The 19677-nt window shown below is 64.0% G+C and carries 13 protein-coding genes; 2 read left to right on the top strand and 11 right to left on the bottom strand.

Features of this window, described 5'->3' with window-relative positions; translation table 11 throughout:
* Positions 1-12: 12 nt before the first annotated feature.
* The 11 genes from waaF to F4X08_12400 form a co-directional block, all read right to left on the bottom strand.
* A complete protein-coding gene (gene waaF, locus F4X08_12450) occupies positions 13-1179 on the bottom strand; it encodes a lipopolysaccharide heptosyltransferase II (GenBank protein ID MYD26612.1) in 1167 nt (388 codons plus the stop codon).
* Positions 1071-2111 carry a glycosyltransferase family 9 protein gene (locus tag F4X08_12445; GenBank protein ID MYD26611.1) on the bottom strand — a complete coding sequence of 347 codons (1041 nt, stop codon included), beginning with the start codon at positions 2109-2111 and terminating at the stop codon, positions 1071-1073. Before F4X08_12445 ends, waaF begins: the two co-directional genes overlap by 109 nt.
* 88 nt (positions 2112-2199) lie before the next feature.
* Positions 2200-3345: a 23S rRNA (adenine(2503)-C(2))-methyltransferase RlmN gene (gene rlmN / locus F4X08_12440; GenBank protein MYD26610.1), complete on the bottom strand. Its 1146-nt coding sequence runs from the start codon at positions 3343-3345 to the stop codon at positions 2200-2202.
* Between the two features lie 175 nt (positions 3346-3520).
* Complete coding sequence (locus F4X08_12435; protein ID MYD26609.1) at positions 3521-6208, bottom strand: TonB-dependent receptor; 2688 nt, start codon at positions 6206-6208, stop codon at positions 3521-3523.
* A 681-nt stretch (positions 6209-6889) separates the two neighbouring features.
* Positions 6890-7651 (bottom strand): CPBP family intramembrane metalloprotease, encoded by a 762-nt coding sequence (locus tag F4X08_12430; protein ID MYD26608.1) that lies wholly within the window; start codon positions 7649-7651, stop codon positions 6890-6892.
* 49 nt (positions 7652-7700) lie between these two features.
* The gene (locus F4X08_12425) at positions 7701-8963 is read right to left on the bottom strand and encodes an inorganic phosphate transporter (GenBank protein MYD26607.1); all 1263 of its coding nucleotides are present in this window, start codon (positions 8961-8963) and stop codon (positions 7701-7703) included.
* A 190-nt stretch (positions 8964-9153) separates the two neighbouring features.
* Entirely contained in the window at positions 9154-10803 is a 1650-nt protein-coding gene (locus F4X08_12420) for a thiamine pyrophosphate-binding protein (protein ID MYD26606.1), read from the bottom strand.
* Complete coding sequence (locus F4X08_12415; GenBank protein ID MYD26605.1) at positions 10804-12213, bottom strand: DUF4340 domain-containing protein; 1410 nt, start codon at positions 12211-12213, stop codon at positions 10804-10806.
* Between the two features lie 2 nt (positions 12214-12215).
* Complete coding sequence (locus F4X08_12410) at positions 12216-14936, bottom strand: ABC transporter (protein MYD26604.1); 2721 nt, start codon at positions 14934-14936, stop codon at positions 12216-12218.
* Entirely contained in the window at positions 14933-15757 is an 825-nt protein-coding gene (locus F4X08_12405) for an ABC transporter ATP-binding protein (protein ID MYD26603.1), read from the bottom strand. The genes F4X08_12410 and F4X08_12405 overlap by 4 nt, the downstream gene beginning before the upstream one ends.
* Positions 15758-16243: 486 nt before the next feature.
* Positions 16244-16438, bottom strand: a complete 195-nt coding sequence (locus F4X08_12400) for a hypothetical protein (GenBank protein MYD26602.1) — start codon at positions 16436-16438, stop codon at positions 16244-16246.
* Positions 16439-16566: 128 nt separating this feature from the next.
* Here F4X08_12400 and F4X08_12395 point away from each other — a divergent pair, with 128 nt between their 5' ends.
* Both F4X08_12395 and F4X08_12390 read left to right on the top strand, forming a co-directional pair.
* Positions 16567-17217: a type 1 periplasmic binding fold superfamily protein gene (locus tag F4X08_12395; GenBank protein MYD26601.1), complete on the top strand. Its 651-nt coding sequence runs from the start codon at positions 16567-16569 to the stop codon at positions 17215-17217.
* A gap of 97 nt (positions 17218-17314) precedes the next feature.
* Positions 17315-19663 carry a TonB-dependent receptor gene (locus F4X08_12390; protein MYD26600.1) on the top strand — a complete coding sequence of 783 codons (2349 nt, stop codon included), beginning with the start codon at positions 17315-17317 and terminating at the stop codon, positions 19661-19663.
* The last annotated feature ends 14 nt before the right edge of the window (positions 19664-19677 follow it).

Here is a 19677-nt window from a genome sequence, read left to right as displayed (position 1 = left end):
GCGTTATTTCCGCTAAACCGGTACCCGGCGCTCCGCCTCGGCAATTACGCGCGAGGGATCGAGATCAACCATGCACGCGTGCGTGTGAAACCGGCAGGCCCGGTTCCCGTGCAGGCTGCAGGGGCTGCACGGCAGGTCGAGCGTTATGGCGGCGTCCGCCGGTCCGACCGGCGCGAACCCCAGGCGGGGATGGGTGGCGCCGAATACGCCGATCACGGGTGTGCCCACGGCCGTGGACACGTGCATTGGGCCGGAATCGTTGCTGACCAGGAGCGCGCACCGCCGCACGGCCGCGGGCAGCATCGCGAGATCGGTCGCCCCGGTCCAGTCCACGGCCGGACGCTCCATGGCATGGACCACCTCGCCGGTGACCGGCCGGTCCGCCTCGCTGCCCAGCAGCAGTATCTTCATGTCGCGGGATTCCGCCATGTGGTCCGCTACCCGGGCAAACCGCTCCGGCGGCCAGCGTTTCGGACCATGGGAGGCCCCCGGCGCTACGCCGAGTATACGGACATCCGGCCCGATGCCGGCACCGGCCAGTCGTTCCTCCACCATGGCCGCCGACGCTTCGTCGACTTTCAGTTGCGGCAGCCTCTTCTCCGCTGCGTTTTGTGCGCCTTCCAGGCCAGGTGCGGCGCTTGCTTCGAACCGGTCGAGCACTTCCAGATAACAGTCGATCGTATGAGGTACGGGCCTGGACCGCCTTCGCCTCCTGACGATGGCCATCCGGGCGAACCGGCGTTTGTCGTAACGAAGCACTCGCCTCGCGATGCCCGTCATGGCAACGAGTCTGCTGCGCAGGTTCCCGTGCAGGTCGATCGCCAGGTCGTAGCGTCTTTCGCGCAGGCGGGAGACGAGGCTCAAGAGGCCGGTGCCTGGATCGAAGCGCTGCACTTCGGCGACCCCGGGGAGCGCGCGGGCCAGGGGAGCGTATTCACTGCGCGTGAGGAAGTCGATCTCCGCATCCGGAAAGAGCCGGTCCAACTGTCGTGTGACCGGCGAGGTCAGCACGATATCGCCCATTGAGCTGAACCGGATGACGAGGATGCGGGATGGCGTGTCAGAGACGGTCATCGTTTCGCACATCCGCGGGCCAATTGCTCCCCAACGGCCTCCCCGACCATGTCCACGGTGATGCCGGACAGCTCGCAGAAGGGGCCGCGGTCGCAGGTCGGGCATTGTCCCTCCGGCGGCAGGAGGTTGCGGTCCCGGCCGCCCAGCGGCCGCCACCGTTCGGGCGACCTGGCGGGCAGGGGACAGAAGACGGACACCGTCGGAACGCCCAGCGCCCCGGCCAGGTGCATGGGCCCCGTGCTGCTGCTCACCAGGAGGTCCAGTTCACCGATTACCGCGATGAGCTCGCCCAGTGTCAGCCGCCCCGCCAGCGAAAGGGCGGGTCCGTCCAGGGGGGACACAATCGCTTCGGCGAGATGCTCCTCCTCCGCGCTCCCGGTCACGACGATCTTCGCGCCGTGGCGATCCTGCAGGGTCCTCGCAAGTGCCGCGTAACGCTCGACCGTCCAGTTCGGCGCGTTGCGCCCGTTGCCGGGATGGATGCCGATGACCGGCCGTCCGTGTGACCGGGCCAGGACCGCGCGGGCCCCCTGACGCTCCTTCTCCTTCAATTCGATCAGCGGCCGGTTCCCGGGTTCCCGGGCATCGATGATCCGGGCCAGGTCCAGGCAGAAGTCGGATTCGTGGCGGAGCGGTATATAGCGGTGGCGGCTGAGGGACCGGGTGCGGGTGAGCGCGTGGTAGACCTTCCGTCCCACGCTGATGCGCCGGGGAATGCCCGCCAGGCATATCATCCACACATGACGCATGGTCGGCATGAGCACCAGGGCGGTGTCGAAGGCCTGGGCGCGCAGTCGCCGCACCTGCCTTAAAAAACCCGCCGGACCACGGTGAACAGACTCCGGATCGTCTTCGAATATGGCGTCCAGGCAGGGATTTCGCTCGAGTACGTCCCGGGTGTAGGGACGCGCCAACATGGCCAGGTAGGCCTTTGGCCAGCGATGCCGAAGGGCGTCCAGCACCGGCAGGGAGAGCACCACGTCCCCGATCCGGTCGGGCCGCACCACGAGGATCCGGGGTGACGATGCATGATCCATGGTGATTCTCCGGCCCGCCTGGTCCGCCCGGTCCGCCTGGTACGCCTGGTACGCCTGGTCCGCCAGGTCCGCCAGGTCCGCCAGGCCGTCAGCGGCTCCTGCGGGATTCGGCGAGGCGCAGTTGCCCGCACGCCGCGTCGATGTCCCGTCCGCGCTCCCGGCGAATGGTCAACTGCAGTCCGCCCGCCCGCAACGCATCCGCGAAGGCCGTACGCCGGTGTTCGTCGGGCGTTTCGTAGGGCAGGCCCTGTACCGGGTTATAGGGAATGAGGTTAAGCTTGCACTTATCCTTTTTCAACAGCTTTACGAGATTCTCCGCGTCCTGGAACCGGTCGTTCACGCCCTTGAGCAGGACATATTCGTAGGTAATGATGCGGTCGGTGGTCCCGGTGTAATGGCGGCAGGCCCTCATGAGCTGCTTGAGCGGATAGCGCCGGTTGATCGGGACGATCGAGGTCCGCGTCCGGTCGTCGGCGGCGTGGAGTGAAACGGACAGCTCGAACTGGATCTTCTCTTCGGCCAGTTGGTAGATCTTCGGTACCAGTCCGCTGGTGGACAACGTGATCTTGCGGGCGCCGATACCGAGCCCCCAGTCGGCGTTGATGATCCGTACGGCCCTGAGCACCGGGCGGTAATTCGCCAGCGGCTCCCCCATGCCCATGACGACGATGTTGTTGATGGGGCGGTCATCGCCGGCCAGCATGACCTGCTTCTTTACCTGCACGACCTGGTCGACGATTTCGGCCGACGTCATGTTTCGCACGAGGCCCTCGAGCCCACTCGCGCAGAACCGGCAGCCGATGGCGCATCCCACCTGCGTGGAGATGCAGAGCGTGTTGCGCCGCGACCCGCCGATCAGCACCGTTTCCACCTTCTGGCCGTCCTGGAGTTCGAACAGGTACTTCGTGGTCGGTCCGTGACGGGACTTCGACTTCCGGATGGGGGTCAGGGGGTTCAGGCACGCACGGTCGGCCAGTTCGGTCCGTAGCGACTTGGACAGGTTGGTCATCTCGTCGAAAGAACCCGCGGCCTTCTTGTATACCCACGAGGCGATCTGCCCGGCCCGGTACGCCGGTTCGTTCATCTCGGCGACGATCCGCGAGATCTCGGGCAGGGTAAGGCCTCTCAGCTCGGGTTTCCTGCCATCGGGTTTCCTGCCTTCGGGCTTCCTGCCTTCGGGCTTCCCGCCTTTCGTCTTCCGATCGGCCTGGTTTTTGGTTTTTCGCCGTGTCATTTGCGCAGTCATGCAGCCACTCCGGTTATCACGTATGGGCCGGATCAAGATACGGCGGGAGGCCCCCATTGTCTATTGAATAGTCATCCCCGGCCACCTGGCAAAAAAAGAAACGCCCCGGAACCTTGAGGGTCCCGGGGCGTATTCGAGCCGTACTCAGCGCGACAAACCCTACCTAGAGCGAGAAGCCATACTTGACGTACCAGAATGCGCCGCCGAAGCCGAACGGACTGTACTGGCTGTACTTGTTGCCGGGTCCGCCCGAGGGGCCACCGGCTGCATGGGGATTCTCGTCCGGATAGGTGTTCAGGATGTTCTGCGCGCCAACCGTTATCCTGGACCGGTCGTCGTTGAACCTGATGGTACTTTCCAGATCCACCAGGACCTTGCCGTCATAGGTCTCGCCATCGCGAAAATCGTACCAGGAACCGAAGTAACTGGCCCGCCCCAGGGCGTTCCAGTTATCGGCCAGGGGCTGGGTCAGGGTCAGATTGCCGCGTTGCCTGGGGAGTCCCTCCTCCAGCGCCTTGATCTGCGTGGCATCCAGGATTTCCGGATTATGATCGGTGACTTCGGAGCTCGTGTAGTTGTAGGCCAGGCTCATCGTGCCCGTCCCCACCGGCGCCGATATCACCACATCGATACCCCGGTTGGCGGAGTCGAAGTCGTTGGTGAAGAACTGAAAGCCCTGCAGCCCCGCCGCGCTGGTGATGCCTTCGGCGATCAACTGGGCTCTCTCCTCGTCGGTGAGCTCGAAATTCTGGGAGACCGTCAGCCGATCGCGCACCCGGATATCGAAATAATCGATGGTGGCGCTCACGGTGCCCAGATCGAAGACGAGGCCCGCGGAGATATTCACGGATTTCTCCGCGTCGAGCGGCTTGCCGCCCTTCAACTCGGCCGCGCGGCTGTTGGAAGGCACCGTACCGTTGTTCACCAGGTCGTTCAGTTCCAGGTCGAACTCCGTCGTGATGTTGAAGGCGTTCTGCTGGCCGGGCGTCGGCGCCCTGAAACCCGTGCTGGCGCTGCCGCGTAGTTTCACTTCGTCGGTCAAGCTGAAGTTCGTGGCCACCTTGTAGTTGGTGGTCGTACCGAAATCTTCGAAATCTTCGGCACGCACGGCCAGGTCGAGCAGCCAACGGTCCGTGGGCGTGAGTCCGCCTTCCAGGTAGACCGCGTTGTTGGAACGGTCCCATGAACCCGCGGCGACCTTGCTGAATCCCGCGAAACCATTGGTAGCCGGCGTGAACCCCTGGCTGGCGAGCGGCTGGCCGATCAGGTAGGACTCGATCTGACCTTCGACCAGTTCGAAGGTCTCGGTCCGTCGTTCGAGGCCGGCAGCCAGGACCAGGTTGTTGCCGACCGGGTAGGTCATGTCGAAGTTCAGGTTGACTTCGGACTGGACGTAGGAGCCCGGATCGAAATAGGTCGGAGTGTCGGGACCCATGGAGGCGTTAACCGTATTGTAAATGAAGTAGTCGGCCTCGTTGCGTCCGTACGCCGCGCTCAGTTCCCAGCGCAGCAATGTCGCCGCCCGTCCCCTGATGCCAAGCACCACGGACTCGTCCGACGCGAAAGCGCCGAAACGGGGTGTGAACCCTCCGGGAAACATCTTCAGGAACGAGAAGCAGTTGGGATCGTCGCGAACCCGCAGCCAGGCTTCCTGGTCCGGCCGGTCGTTGATGATGGGCACCGGTGCGCATTCACTGCCCTGGCCCAAGCCGTCCAGGTCGCCGACCAGCAGTGTAGCCCGGTCCACGCCGTCGATGGTCACCACGGGGCCCTGGTACACGCCGCCGCGGGTGTGCGGATTCCGGAAGTAGAAACCGCCGTCGACTTCCTTGCTGGCGTAGTTGGCGTGGCCGAAGAATTCGAGGTCATCCCCGATCGCCGCGCCGAAGTTTGCGAAGATCTTCAGGTCGTCCCGAACGAAGGGCTGGCCCCAGAAGGTCTCGGGATTGGCGATTTCGAGATTGCCGGCCGCGATCAGGGCTCGGCCGGAAGCCGTCTGCACCGAACGGACCGATTCGCTGGAGTTGCCGTATTCCGCGCTGAGGCTGAGCCACGCGTCTTCGTGGCCCACCCCCACATTACCCGCGATCAGGAAAAGCTCCCCGTCGCCGAGAAACCTGCCGGAACCGTCCTGGAAGCTGCCGACCTTGGTCTCCAGGTTGAATCCGTCGTAATTGTTCTTGAGCTGGAAGTTCAGCACCCCCGCGATGGCATCGGAACCGTACTGCGCCGAGGCGCCGTCCCGCAGTACTTCCACTCTTTCGAGCGCAATGGATGGAATCGCCGCCAGGTCGGGGCCCTGCGCGCCTTCGGCCACGGCGTTTGCATACCAGTTGATCACGGCGCCGCGGTGCCGGCGCTTGCCGTTGACCAGGACCAGCACCTGGTCGGGCGCCAGGCTGCGCAGGTTGGCGGGCCGGACGATCGTGCCCGCGTCGCTGATCGGCTGGGTATTGACGTTGTAGGAGGGAACGACGTTCCGCATCAGGTCGGCCAGGTCCGAACCGCCCTGCTGGATGAATTCCTCGACCTGAATCACGTCGATGGGTACGGTGGACTCGGTGATGGTCCGGGGCTGTGTCCGCGCTCCGACCACCGTCATGCTTTCCAGTTCCTCTTCCAGCACGATGGGCAATTCGGGCAATTGCTGTTCGGCCGAAGTCGACTGTTCTTCACCGGTTGCCGTCTCTTCGGCGGACTCCTGCGCCAGGGTCTGCTGCGCGGTGACCATGAGGAATGCCGCCATGAAGCAAAACAGCGCGATGGAGCGCAGTACGAACGTCGCTGGTTTGTTGCCGGAAATCCTGATCATTGTATCCCCCATCCCCCTTCGTGCATACTGCGCAGTCATCGCGAAGATGCATGAACACTTAAGGGGGTTCTGGACGATGCTTCTCGATTAACCATACGATTGCACACGTAAGTACAGCGGTTACATGGCTTATCCCTACAGATCCATGTTGTCTCCTCTCGCGGCAGGGCTTATGGTTCAAGTATATCGCCCCGAACCGGCGATTTGCGGGCTTCCGGTGCACCCACGCACGCCGGAATCGCAGACAGGTTCCGATGACAGTTACTTTGATCTTGATGTTTTTTATTGCATTTGTCAAGCAGAATCGTTAGATTGGACGCGTTTAGAAGACCAACGAGCCGATCGCGGCCGCACTGTAACGAAACAGGAATTCACCTTCAAGGAGGAAACGGAAATGGCTAAGGACAGGAGCTTTGCGGCCAAGATGGCCAAGGGAAGCGATAAGAACCAGGAAGACGAAGCCCAGACCGTACTGCTGGTCAAACCCGTCAAGTCCGAAGAGGGCCACTACAAGTTCAAGCGCACGCTGACCAGGCTGACTCCCGAGAACAAGAAAGCCCTCGGCGTCTGAGGCTGAACCAGGTCAGGTTGAACCAGGTCAGGCCGGGCGGGACCAGGCCGAGCGGGGCCGGGTCAGGCCGAGCGGGACCAGGTTAGTCCTGGCCAGGCAGGTCCGTACGCCGCGGAATCCCCACCTCTACCAAACGAAACGCATCATCTCTAAAATAACGCGTTGACGAGCGCGTCTCTTTCTTCCGTCATCTGAAGGGTACTGAGCAGGTTGTTCACCCCGTGGATGGCGAGGGGGACGTACAGCGAACCAGTATACTCGCGGGCGATCCCGAGCAGGATGCCGATCAGGGCGATCAGCGTCAGGAAGAACTGGTCGTACTGGGCGGCGTGCAGCATTGTCCAGAGCAGCGTGGTGACAACGATCGTTCCCCCGGCGCCTAACTTCGTCCGGCGCAGCCCCGTGTAGAGAAACCCCCTGAACAGCGCTTCTTCGAAGACCGGCGCGGCGATCACGAGCGCGAACCAGAGCAGCGCCGTATACCGGGTCGTTTCGATGACCGACTCCATGACCGGCGGTACCGGCGACCGTCCGAATTCCACGGTGATCAGGTCGGCAAGCTGAAGCAGCACGAAGGCGAATACCACCCAGGCGAGCACGGTGGAATCCCGGACCGGTTGGAGCGCCAGCCAGGTTCGCGGGTCCATGCCACGCGCGCGGCCGGGGCGGTCCAGGATGAGCAGCAGGAGGAATGTACAGGGTATGGCGGAGAGGATTACGCCCACGGCGATCAGGTCGCCCATGCGTTCCGTCGGATCCAGGTCCAGCACGGCTATGAGGACGACCGTCACAGCGACCTGCAGCATCAGGTAGGCGCCCAGTACCAGCGCGGTGGAAGCGAGGGTGAACGCGAGTCGCGGCCGCGGTTGGATTTCTTCAGGGTCGACGGCGTCCAGCGGGGGTTCGTTCATGCGGCGTCATCCAGACCGTCCGGGCCGGTCGTCCAGGCCGTCCGCAGGTTTAAAGTATGGCCCGGAAAACGTAGAAGAAGATTATCGCCAGCAGGGCGCCGACGGGTACGGTGATGATCCAGGAAGCCGCGATCCGGCCCAGGATGCTCAGGTCCAGGGCCTTGACGCCCTGGGCGAGTCCCACGCCCATGACCCCGCCGACCAGGGTCTGGGTCGTCGAGATGGGCAGTCCGAGGCGGCTGGCCAGGACGATGGTAATGGCCGCGGCAAATTCGGCCGAGTATCCCCGGGTGGGCGTCAGCTCCGTGATCTTGGTGCCGATGGTCGCCATGACGCGGTAGCCCATGGTCGCCAGGCCGATGACGATGCCGATGCCGCCGACCAAGAGGAGCCAACTGGGCACCGGAGACTCCGGGTTGACCACGCCGGACTGGCTGATATTCACCACGGCCGCCAGCGGTCCGATGGCGTTCGCCACGTCGTTGGAGCCGTGGGCGAAGGCCACGGCGCAGGCGCTCATGATCTGGAGCACGCCGAACATCTTCTCGACGATGGCCATCTGGCCGTCACCGGACGATGTGTCCATAGCTTCGGTCCCCGACCGGTTACCGATCATCCCGAGCAGGAAGTGGCCGGCGATTACCGCGAAGATGCCCAGGACGCCGGACCAGAGGAGCGACTCGGCGAGCGTGAGATCCAGGTCGACGTTCTGCAGTCCCTTGAACAGGGTGACGAGTGAAATCACGACGACGACGCTGAAAATATAGAGCGGCGCCCATTTCCGGGTCCGCCGCACGGGATCCGAGTGGCGGAGGATCGTCCATTTGATCGCGCTGAAGATCAGGTAGGCCAGTATGCCGCACAGCAGCGGCGAGACGACCCAGGAGGCGACGATTTGCGTTAATTGGTCCCACTGTACGACGTTGAAGCCGAAGGCGACGATGCCGAAGCCCGCGATGGCTCCCACGATCGAATGAGTGGTCGACACGGGCCAGCCCAACCGGGAAGCGACTACGAGCCAGGTACCCGCGGCCATGAGCGCCGCGAGCATGCCGTACACGATGAGCTCCGGCGCAGCCGCCGAAATCTGGGGGTCCAGTATGCCTCCCCGAACGGTTTTGGTGACCTGGCCTCCCACCAGGAAGGCCCCGAGGAATTCGAGCACGCCGGCGATCAGGATGGCCTGCTTGATCGTGAGCGCCTTGGACCCCACCGACGTACCCATGGCGTTGGCCACGTCGTTCGCGCCGATGGAGAAGGCCATGTACAGCCCGAGCGCTACGGCCAGATACAGGGTAAAGTCGCCCCCCATAGATGCAGTTTCTCTCCTGGCGTACGGTGGGTAGTGAGACGTTGGTCCGGGCCGGAGGTGGACCGGGTCCGTTAAAGGCGGGTTCAATATACCGACGAGGCGCTTCAGCGCCACGCTTTTTTTCGCTGCGCCGCGGATAGCTTTCCGTACCGCAGTGCTAGCTAACGAATCCTCCCTGGAACCCGGAAAATCAGTACTTCAACCCCGTGTAGAGCCGTTCGTCCACCCGGGCGACCAGGACCCGCGCATCCCGCCGACGCACCCACCGCGCAACGGCGTCGCGGGTTTCGTCCGGGGTGCTTACGTCCTCCGCGGGGATTCCGAATCCTTCGGCGACCTTCACCCACTCCACCGGCGCGAAGTCGACCCCGGTCACGGGGAGTTCCCTGGCCTGCTGGGCGATCTTGATGACCGCCAGCGACGCGTCGTACAGGACGACGATCAACGGCGCGATGCCGGTGCGCCTGATCGTCTCGAGTTCCTGGACCATCATGGCGAAGGCGCCGTCACCGGTCACCGCCGCCACCGGGCGGTCGGGCAGGGCCATGGCCGCGCCCATGGCCGCGCCTACCCCGTAACCCATGGAAGAAAGGCCGTTGGACATGAGGAAGGTGCCCGGTTCCGGCGCCCGCCATCGCTGTCCCATTACGTTCTTGTGCGCGCCCACGTCCGAGGAAACGACGGCGTCGTCCGGGAGCGCGTCCCGCAGGGCGCCCACCAGGTGGTAGGGCGACATGCCTGCCGGTCCCTCCTCGGACGGCGGGTGATAGACCGCGTCGACCCGGGCCCTCAGGTAACCGATGTCGTCGGCCGTCCACAGGCATCGCCCGCGGTATCCTTCCGCGATGCGGCCCAGGAGGGCGGACACGTCGCCCACGCAGGCCGCCGGCGGCGTAAAGGTACCGAACCCCACGGGGGCGTTGGCGACGATCTGCAGCGGCGCGTCGAAATGCCAGAGCCGGGAGACCTCCACCGGATCGAAGCCGATGCCCAGCACACAGTCGCTTTGCTGCAGCCATTCGATGATCCGGTCTTCGCCGGCGGCCGGCGCGATCGTGCCGAGAAAACCGTCACCGAGTTCATCGGCGATCCCCTTCGCCTGCACGGTCGACGCGTAGGGCAGGCCGGTATCGCGCAGGAAACGCCGGACGGCCGGTGCGTCTCTGGCCGCGTCCATGGCGATGCCGACCACGGCGACGGGTCTTTCGGCGCCGTTCAACGTGGACAGGATGCGGGGTAGATCCGATTCGTGTGCGGGGGTCGGAAGCGGTGGATGCACTGTCCCGCGGCCTGCCTGGCTGCCCGCGGAATCCGGGCCGGCGACCGGCTTTCCCGCCACGTCCGACGGCAGGGAGAGGTATACCGGGCCCCGCGGCGGCCCCGCCGCGACGGAAAGGGCGGTTTTCACGGTGTCCTCGACGTCCGCGCCTTCGAGGTCGACGGACCACCGGGTGATGGGGGTGAAGAGGTCGATCAGCGGCAGGTTCTGCTTGTTGCTCCGGTGGTGCCTTTCCGTCGACGTCCGCGCAGAGATGGCCAGGACGGGGTCGCGGTCCAGGTAGGCGGTCCCCACACCGAGCACCAGGTTGCACGCACCGGGTCCCAGGGTCGCCACGCAGACCCCCGGGGTACCGGTCAGGCGTCCCACGGCCGCCGCCATGAAGGCCGCCGTGGACTCGTGTCCGGTCAGGACGAACCGGATCCCCGACCGTTCCAGTGCGTCCATCAACTCAAGTACTTCACCACCGGGATGCCCGAAAGCGAATCGGACGCCGGCTTCGTGAAGGGTCTGCGCGATGACCTCCGCGCAGGTGGGATTTCGGGTTAAACCGGTCACCATTTACTCGGAGGTTACCAGGTCGGTGCGCCTCAGGCGGATCCGGTCGAAGCTCTCCGCGGATATGACGTAGTACCACTGGGCGAAACGGGCGTTCAAGTCCGCGGAGGTCCGGCGTCCCGTATCGACGCGCTGCCGCCAGGTCTCGTGTTCTTCGTGTAGATCGGCATTGGTCCGGTCGGCATTGGTCCAGAGGGAGTCCGCCCGGGCCTGGAATCCCAGGTCAGCGGGCCTGGACGGTTCCGGGAAGAGGCCGGCGTCGAATCCGGTCGTGATGAACAGGTACCGGTTCTCGCCCGGTCCCGCGGGGCTTCCGGCTCCTGATCCGCCGGGGCCGCCCGAGCCGCCCAGACCGCCCGCACTACTCGCGCCTGCCAGACCGGCCGTGACCTCGTCTCCCGCGCCGTACACGATCTCCCCGAACCGCAGCGTGTAGAGGACGCCGTCCTCCGTGCGGACCTGGGTTTCGCCTTCGTTGGAGACCAGCTGGCCGTCCCCCGTGAAGTAGTAACCCTTCTGCTGTAACGAGGCCAGATCGCCGCGGGTAATGCTGATGCCTTCGTCGTTGTCTTCCAGGCTCCGGGTAAGACCGGCGGGCTTGGGCCGGACGCCCACGATGGTCAACTCGTCCAGGGCCTTGAGCAGGTCTTCCATCTTTACGGCGTCGACCTGCTGCCCGGTCCGCATGCGGTTGGCCGTCCAGTCGGCGTCCCCTTTCGACAGCACGATCGTGTCGCGCTGGTTCAACATGCGGGTGCCCTCGTCTATGGAGTAGTCTTTCAGAATCACCTGGTCGATACGCGCCTGGTCCACTTCCAGCAGGTCCTTTTCGATCCAGTCGCCGAACCGGGAGGATACGTCCACGTCGAACCGCGCCGCGTAGGTCCGCTTCTGGCCGGGTACCCGGAGGTAGCGGTACTGGCCTTCCCGGCCCGGGACGTTCCTGCCGACGATGAGGTCGGCGAGCAGGTTATCGTTTCCATCCTTGATCGTAACGCGCTTGCCGCGTCCCGACAGGGAGGCGATCGACTCGTCCAGCGGGTCCACCACGCCCAGTGCTTCGTGGTCCGCGGCGATCTCGGCGACCACGTCGTCCTTGCGGACCTCGATGAGTCCGGCGGCCGTGCGGGCGAGGCGGTCCTTGTCGTCGGCGGGGTAGTTGTGATGGGAGGGAATGCGCCAGCGCGTTCCTTTGAACGCCACGCTGAAAGCGACGATGCCTCCCGTCGCTTCGTCGAAGTCGATGACCTCGAGGGAGACCGCGTCGTTCGGATCGACGAAGTCCGGAAAGAAAGCCTCGCCGCGGTCCGAGAAAGCTTCCGGCGTCGGGTCGGCCGGAGCCGCCAGGAAGGCGGCGGCGGTCACTACGACCGCCGCGGCGACGAAGGCCAGGGTCTTGCGTGTCTCGTCCATGTTCAGCTCCTCAACCTCCGCGCGGCGGCGGCCGCTTCGTTTTCGCGACGCCTGCGCCGGAGGAAGATGAATACGCCCAGGAGGAAGACCGGCACGGGCGGAAGCAGGGCGGCCAGGTTCTTTATGGTGTTCTGGATCAGCCGGACCTGGCTTTCCATCATCTCCTTGCTTTCCTGGATCCTGGCTTCCTTTTCGGCCTCGATATTGGTCTGCAGCGTCTCGAACCGCCGATTCTCCACTTCCTCCAGGTTGCGGACCATGATCCGCCGGGTCTGTTCGTCCAGGTCGGTCCGCTGGCGGACCTCGTCCACCCGGGCCGTGAGCCGGCGGCGGGCCTGGTCCAGTGCCGCCTGCGCCTCCTCCTCGGCGGCGTCCTCGTCCCTGACCCGTTGCTCCGTATAGGCCATGGTCTGCCTTTCGACGGTCTCGAGCGTGCGGTAACGCACCCGCTTGCTGCGCAGGGCGATGAAGGACTCGTCACCGACCAGAACGTCCATGAGGTTAAGGAAGAAGGTGACGTTGTCGAAGCTTAGCCCGGCGGCGCCCATGCGGCGTATGTCGAAGAACTGCTGCGAAGCGAAATCCACGTCGGCCACGACGACCAGGTTGACCGGCGTACTTACTCCGGTTCCCACCGCGCCTTCCCCGGCCGCGTCGTCCGTGGCCGCGGTGCCATCCGCGTTGCCCGTGACGTGGGCCGCCACCGTGTAGGCGTTCTGACTAGCGCGCCGCGGGATATTGGTGAGCACCAGTTGCGAACCGCCGAAGAAGTTGCGCTGAACGAGCTGGGAATAGGCGGTCAGCCCCGACATGATGCCGCTTTGTACCAGGGGGGTGAACGTGAAGTCCGCCGAGCCGGCATGCTGCAGCCGGCCCGGGAAGATGAAGACGAGTTCCTGCAACGACGCGGTGCTGACGGCTTCCTGGTTGAAGGTGTCCGGATTCTCGTTGCCCGGGGACGCGAAGACCACTTCCGGCGGGAGGTGGGCCATGCCGGGGTGGGGGTTATACTGGTCCCATACGATCAGGCCGGTGGTCCATTCCACGCCGAACCTGCGCAGCAGGCCCTGGATATCGCCCTTCGGCACGGGAGCGGGCTGCTGGTTGCCGGCGAAGGGATTGGCGCTTGCCCCCTTCTGCTCGGAAGGGGAAAGGGCCAGGTTGAAGGAGGGCAGCGGGTCCGTCAGGAGCAGCGTGGGGTTCCCCGAGGCGATGTAGTCCGACAGCCGGTCCATTTCGGGCTGGGTCAGGGTGTTGGGCAGGGCGGCCAGGAGCACGTCCAGGTCGTCGGGATAGTCCTCCTGGGGCTGGACCTGCACCACGTCGTACTGCTTGCGCAGCTCTTCGGTCATGGCCCAGGGCTGGCGGCTCTGCATGGTGTTGAAATCGAATCCCCCGAAAAGCCGCACTTCCGTGGCGAGTATGCCGAGTTTCGCGCGGTCCGCCCGGGCGGCCACGCGCAGACTGCGCACCAGTTCGTACTCGACGGGGAGTCCGGTGTCCAGGAACCCGATCACCTGTTCCTCGGGGCCGCAGGTAACGGCGATCCCGGCGAAGACGTTCGTGAACCCCGATCGGGCACTGCGCAGGTCCGGCAGCTCGCGGGGAGTTATGCCGAATCGCTCACTGGCCTCCCGGGCCTCGGGAGTGTACATCTCCGTGGCCTGGATCCGAACCTGGACCCGGCTGCCGCCCACGGCGTCCAGCTCCTTGAGCACGTCGATCAGGCTCGATCGGGTCTGTACGTAGGACTCCGGCACCTCCGGACTCACGAAGGCCTGGATGAATACGGGACGCTCCGGGTCCAGCTCCGACAGCATCTGCACGGTCTCGTCTGAAAGCGAATGGAGCCCTTCGGCGGTTACGTCCAGGCGGACGCCCGCCCGGCCCAGGATGACGTTCAGTCCGATTACCACCGCCACGAGGGCCGCCGCCCTCGCGCCGTGGTGGATCCCCATCCGGTATCCGCCGGCCTGCACGGGCCAGTGGCGCCGACCGATCAGCACCACGTTGAGATACAGCATCAGACCGGCGACGGAGACGAAGTGGACCAGTCCGGAGAAACTGACGACGCCGCGCGCGAAGTCGTCGAAGGCGGTAAATAACCCCAGGGGCGACAGCAGGCTCCGCAGTCCGTCGCTGATTCCGCCGGCTATGGGTCCGATGAGTACGAAGGCGGCGCAGAACAGCGCGCCGAGGATGAAGGCGATGGTGACGTGCGAGGTCAGCAGGGACGCCAGCATGCCGGCGGAGATCAGGGCGGCGCCGGCGAGCCAGTATCCGAGGTAATTTCCGGCCATGAGCCCAAGGTCGGGACTGCCGAGAAACATCAGGACCAGCACGTGGGTCAGGGACAGCACGAGCGAGGCCGTATAGACGCCCACCACCGAGAGGTATTTTCCGAGGACGATTTCCAGGTCCGTCGCCGGGAGCGTAAGCAGCAGTTCATCCGTACCCTGCCGGGTTTCCTCGGCCCAGACGCCCATGGTCAGCGCCGGGATGAAGAAGAGCAGCAGGTAGGGGAACACGGCGTTCAGCTGATCGAGGTTCGCCAGGTTGTTCAGGAAGAACGGGACCTGCCAGAACGCGGCGGCCGCGCTGAGGAAGATGAACAGCGTAACGAAGACGTATCCCGTGGGATTGCTGAAGGCCAGGCGCAGGTCCCTTCGGACGATGGCCGCCACCAGCCGGACGTTGATTCGGTTTGCCGGGCCGAGGTTCATTCGTCCGCCTCCTCGCCGTGTCCGGTCACGCCACCCGACGCCGCTTCGTCATTCGACGCCGCCTCGCCACTCACGCCACTCTCGCCACTCGACGCCTCCCCTTCGTGTCCGGTAAGGGCGTGGAAAGACGCTTCGAGCGATCCGCCGCGACGCAGATCGGCAGGCGGGCCATCGAAGACTATCCTGCCCTCGTTGATCAGGAGAACGCGGTCGGCGATGAGGTCCACTTCCTGCAGGATGTGGGTGGAAAGCAGGATGGTCCTGGTCTGCCCGAGCAACCGGATATCCTGGCGGAAGTCCCGGATCTGGTTGGGATCGAGCCCGGCGGTCGGTTCGTCCATGATGAGCACATCGGGGTCGTGGAGCAGGGCCTGCGCCAGACCGACCCGCTGCTTGTTGCCCCGGGAAAGCTTGTCGATGGGTTTTTCGAGCGCTTCGTGGAGGCTGCACCGGTCGATGACGTAATCCAGGCGCTCGGACAGCCGGAGTCGATCGAGACCACGGGCCTCGCCGAAGAACCGCAGGAGTTCCAGCGGTGTCATGTTCTGGTACAGCGGACCGTTCTCCGGGAGGTATCCAAGACGCCTTGACATGGAGAGGCGGTCCCGTCTCACGTCGAGTCCGGCGATGGCCGCGGTGCCCGCGCTGGCGCCCAGGTAGCCGCTGAGGATCTTCATCGTCGTGGACTTGCCCGCGCCGTTCGGTCCGAGGAAGGCCACGATCTGGCCCTCGGGTATGGTAAAGGAGATGTCTTGCACGGCGACGAAGGAACCGTAGTACTTGCATAGGTCCTTCGCTTCGATCATGGTTTTCCCGGACACCCCTGTTCTCGCTCCTTTTCTTGCGTTTAAAAGCAGATGTCCGCGCATTTTTCGCGTTGCTTTTTTCGCGGCGTCGGATAATAACAAGGGGCCCTGTCCGTGTCAAGTCCGTATTGTGCGAAGGCGCGAAATCACTTGACAAATCGGCTGAATTGGCGCAATATTACGTGACTGAAACAAGCTAAAAATCTCGAAAATTGCACCATATTCGATGGGTCCGTTTTCCGCGTGACGAGTCCGGCATGAAATTGCTTACGCTCTCTTTCGTCCTGGTATTCGCCTTTCTATTCACCAGTCCGCCGCATCACTGTCATGGACTGGAATCGGACGCCGCGAATGCAGACCACTGCCAGGGGTGTCTTTTAGGTGCCGCATCCTCCGCGGTGCTAGAAGATTCGCCTGATTCGCCCCCGGACCACGCGTTGGTCGGCTTCGTGGCCGGCGCGCCTGAAACCGGGTACCCCCAGACACGTAACGCGCAGCACCTCAACCGCGCACCGCCTCTTCCCTGACCTGACACTCCGCAGGCTCCGGCCGATCGCCAAATCCACTCGGCACGGTCCGCGACCATAACAAACTTAACCGATTCATTTCGTCCAGGCCGTTCACCGGCTCGGCATAGGATTTGAAGACGGTCACGTCGCTGGCCGCGCTGATCCCGGTCGAGGTAGCACCGATCATGGTCGCACCGGTCCTGACGCCGGCCCGGATCGAGACCGTTGGCAAGTGCATAGTCGCAATAGCCGTTTGATTCACACAGCAGCATCAATTCAACCCACGCTACGCAACACATTGAGGAGAAGCTCGATATGTTCAGGCATCACTGGAACGTACTGACCATCCTGACCGCCGCCGTATTCGTCTCCGCCGCGTTGACGTTCGGCTGCGCCGATGACGACGACAGTCCCACCGGTCCTTCCGATCCGGAAGAACATGAGGAAGACGACCATGACGACGACCACGACCACGGACCGGGCGAAGAAGAACTCATCACGACGCTTGCGATCACCCTTACGCCCAGTGGCGGAGGATCGCCGATAACCGTGCGATTCCGTGACCTGGACGGTGAAGGCGGCAACGAGCCGGTCGTGGACGTGCTGGCCGTAACTTCCGGAACGGATTACAACGGTATGGTCGAGGTATTGAACGAGACCGAAACCCCGCCGGAGAACATCACCGAGGAGGTGGAAGAGGAAGCTGAGGCCCACCAGTTCTTCTTTGAGACCCTCGGGGGATTCTCAGCGGCTACCGTCGAGTATGCGGACAAGGAATCCGATTACGTGTCGAATTCGGGAGCGGACCATCCCGTTGGCCTCGCGTTTACCCTTTCCGTGCCGGACAACGCGCAGAACGGCCAGTTACGCATCATTCTGAGTCACTTTGATGAAGCACCCAAGGACGGCGTGAACCAGAGCGACGAGACGGACATCGACGTGACCTTCGAAGTCCTCGTGCGTTAATACGTCTGGTAGCATTTAACACGTTAAGTAGTCTTAATGCAGTGTGAGTTGCTTGCAGAGTGATCTGTTCGTGGAATCGCGCGCCAGAGGGTTTCCCATGAATGCAACGAAAACCCTGAGCGTCATACTGGCGATAGCCGTGTCCTGTCTGGTACTTCCGGTCGAAGCGCATGCCGCCACGGTGAGCGGAAAGGTGCTGAACGAGACTGGAGAGCCACTGCCGGCGGTGACCGTTATCCTGCCCGATCTCGAGATCGGAGCGTTCTCCGACGAGGAAGGCCGGTTTCGCCTGGAGAACGTGCCGGTGGGCAGGCACACGATCGAGTTCCGGTTCGTCGGTTACCGAACGATCCGAAGCGAGGTGGTCGTCTCCGAAACCGAGCCGAAGGTGCTTGAAGTCAGCATGCAGCCTGAGGCGCTGCTCGGCGAGGAGGTCACCGTCACCGGCGACCGGGACCTGGCGGGCGAACTCACCGGGTCCAGCCAGTCCGTCCTCGTCCTCCCCCTCTCCGACCTGGAAGAGCGGCGGGGACAGACGGTGGGCGAGACACTGGAATCCCTGCCAGGCGTAACCTCCCTGACTACGGGGCCGGCCGTATCGAAACCTGTGCTGCGAGGCGTCCACAGCGCCCGGGTGCTGGTACTCAACGCCGGCATTACCCAGGAAGGACAGCAGTGGGGCGGAGACCACGCCCCGGAGATCGATCCCTTTTCCCCGGCCCGCATCGAGGTGCTCAAGGGCGCCGCCGGCGTGCAATACGGCGCCGGCGCCATCGGCGGCGTCATCCGCATCGAACCGCCGGAACTGCCCACGAGGCCGGGCATGGGCGGCCGGATCAACACGAACCTCTTCTCCAACAACCGGCAAGGCGCGGGCTCTCTGCTCCTGCAGGGCGCTCTGCGGCAGCTTGGGGGACTCAAGTGGAGGGTCCAGGGTAGCCTGCGCCGGGCGGGCGACGCCCACGCGCCGGTCCACGTCATACGGAATTCCGGGTTCGACGAGCGGGACTATTCGATGGCGCTGGGCTATACGTCGGACCGCGTGGACACCGAAGCCTACTTCAGCCATTTCGGTACCTGGATCGGGATCTTCAAAGGGGCCCACATCGGCAACACCACGGACCTGCGAAGGTCCATCGAGCGCGGCGAGCCGACCATCGTGGGCTCCTTCACCTACGAAATCGATAATCCGTGCCAGCGGGTGGACCACGATCTCCTTTCCGTTCGATCTCTTGTACGTATTGAAGGGAAGGGCAATCTCGAACTCCGGTACGGACAACAATACAACCGGCGGGAGGAATGGGACTCCCACGCCAGGAGCGGCGGGGTGGCCAGACCCGGCTTCTCCCAGGGGCTACAGACCCACAGCGGCGACGCGATCTTCCAGCACCGCAACTTCGGAAACTGGTACGGAAAAGTCGGCGTCAGCGGCATGCGCCAGGAGAACAAGCGCTTCAGTACCGGTTTCCTGATTCCCGACTTTCTGGCCTACAGTGCCGGCGTGTTCGCCCTGGAGTCCTGGACGAAGGGAAAAACGACGGTGGAGACCGGACTGCGTTACGACTACCGGTGGATGGAGATCTACTCGAACACGGGTCGCCGCGCCACCGAGATCGTGGATGGCGGCGTTTTCACCTACAGCAACATGACCGGTGTGCTCGGCCTGATCTACGAGTTGACGCCGAACACGGCCGTCGCCGCCAACGTCGGCCGGGCCTGGCGGCCGCCAGGGGTGAACGAATTGTACAGCCACGGCGTCCACCACGGCACCGCGCAGTTCGAGATCGGGGACAAGGAACTGGGCACGGAATCGAGCCTGAACACGGACCTGACCTTGCGGTACCAGGGGGACCGGGGCCGCGGCGAACTGGGGCTTTTCCGTTCCCAATACAGCAACTACATCTCCCTGTTGCCGGCGGACGATCTCGTCTTAACCATCAGGGGCGCATTTCCCAAATTCACCTACGTCCAGTCCGACGCGGTGATCCAGGGATTCGACGGGTACCTGGAATACGAACTGACGCCGCACATCGACACCCATTTGTCCGCTTCGTTCGTCCGGGGACGAAATACGGTGGAACGCCAGCCCCTGTACCAGATGCCGGCCACCCGGTTCATCGCCGGCTTGAGTTTCCACCTGCCCACCGGCGGGCGGCTCCTCGACGCCGGGATTGGGTTCGAAGGCCGTTTCGTCTTGAGGCAGGACAACTTTCCCGAAGGCATCGACTATGCGGACCCGCCGGCCGGCTACGAGCTCTTCGACCTGGACCTGCACGCTGAAATAGCCGTGGCCGACCAGCCCGTGCGCGTGCAGTTCGGCGTTCGCAACCTGTTCAACCAGCGGTACCGGGACTACCTGAGCCGTTTCAGGTACTACATCGACAATCCGGGCCGCAACGTCACTTTCGGCATGTCCATACCCTTCGGACAGGCCATGTCAGAATAGAAACCGATTGACAA

This window comes from Gemmatimonadota bacterium (genome assembly GCA_009841265.1).
Classification (GTDB): Bacteria; JAAXHH01; JAAXHH01; order JAAXHH01; family JAAXHH01; genus JAAXHH01.
This window is presented reverse-complemented; position numbering and strand designations above follow the sequence as displayed.

Excerpts from the sequence above, each read along its gene's own strand:
- waaF (MYD26612.1), bottom strand. The coding sequence starts at position 1,179 with ATGCCCGACCTGCGACCGCGGCCCCTTCTGCGAGCTGTCCGGCATCAC.
- F4X08_12445 (MYD26611.1), bottom strand. The coding sequence starts at position 2,111 with ATGGATCATGCATCGTCACCCCGGATCCTCGTGGTGCGGCCCGACCGG.
- rlmN (MYD26610.1), bottom strand. The coding sequence starts at position 3,345 with ATGACACGGCGAAAAACCAAAAACCAGGCCGATCGGAAGACGAAAGGC.
- F4X08_12435 (MYD26609.1), bottom strand. The coding sequence starts at position 6,208 with ATGACTGCGCAGTATGCACGAAGGGGGATGGGGGATACAATGATCAGG.
- F4X08_12430 (MYD26608.1), bottom strand. The coding sequence starts at position 7,651 with ATGAACGAACCCCCGCTGGACGCCGTCGACCCTGAAGAAATCCAACCG.
- F4X08_12425 (MYD26607.1), bottom strand. The coding sequence starts at position 8,963 with ATGGGGGGCGACTTTACCCTGTATCTGGCCGTAGCGCTCGGGCTGTAC.
- F4X08_12420 (MYD26606.1), bottom strand. The coding sequence starts at position 10,803 with ATGGTGACCGGTTTAACCCGAAATCCCACCTGCGCGGAGGTCATCGCG.
- F4X08_12415 (MYD26605.1), bottom strand. The coding sequence starts at position 12,213 with ATGGACGAGACACGCAAGACCCTGGCCTTCGTCGCCGCGGCGGTCGTA.
- F4X08_12410 (MYD26604.1), bottom strand. The coding sequence starts at position 14,936 with ATGAACCTCGGCCCGGCAAACCGAATCAACGTCCGGCTGGTGGCGGCC.
- F4X08_12400 (MYD26602.1), bottom strand. The coding sequence starts at position 16,438 with ATGATCGGTGCTACCTCGACCGGGATCAGCGCGGCCAGCGACGTGACC.
- F4X08_12395 (MYD26601.1), top strand. The coding sequence starts at position 16,567 with ATGTTCAGGCATCACTGGAACGTACTGACCATCCTGACCGCCGCCGTA.
- F4X08_12390 (MYD26600.1), top strand. The coding sequence starts at position 17,315 with ATGAATGCAACGAAAACCCTGAGCGTCATACTGGCGATAGCCGTGTCC.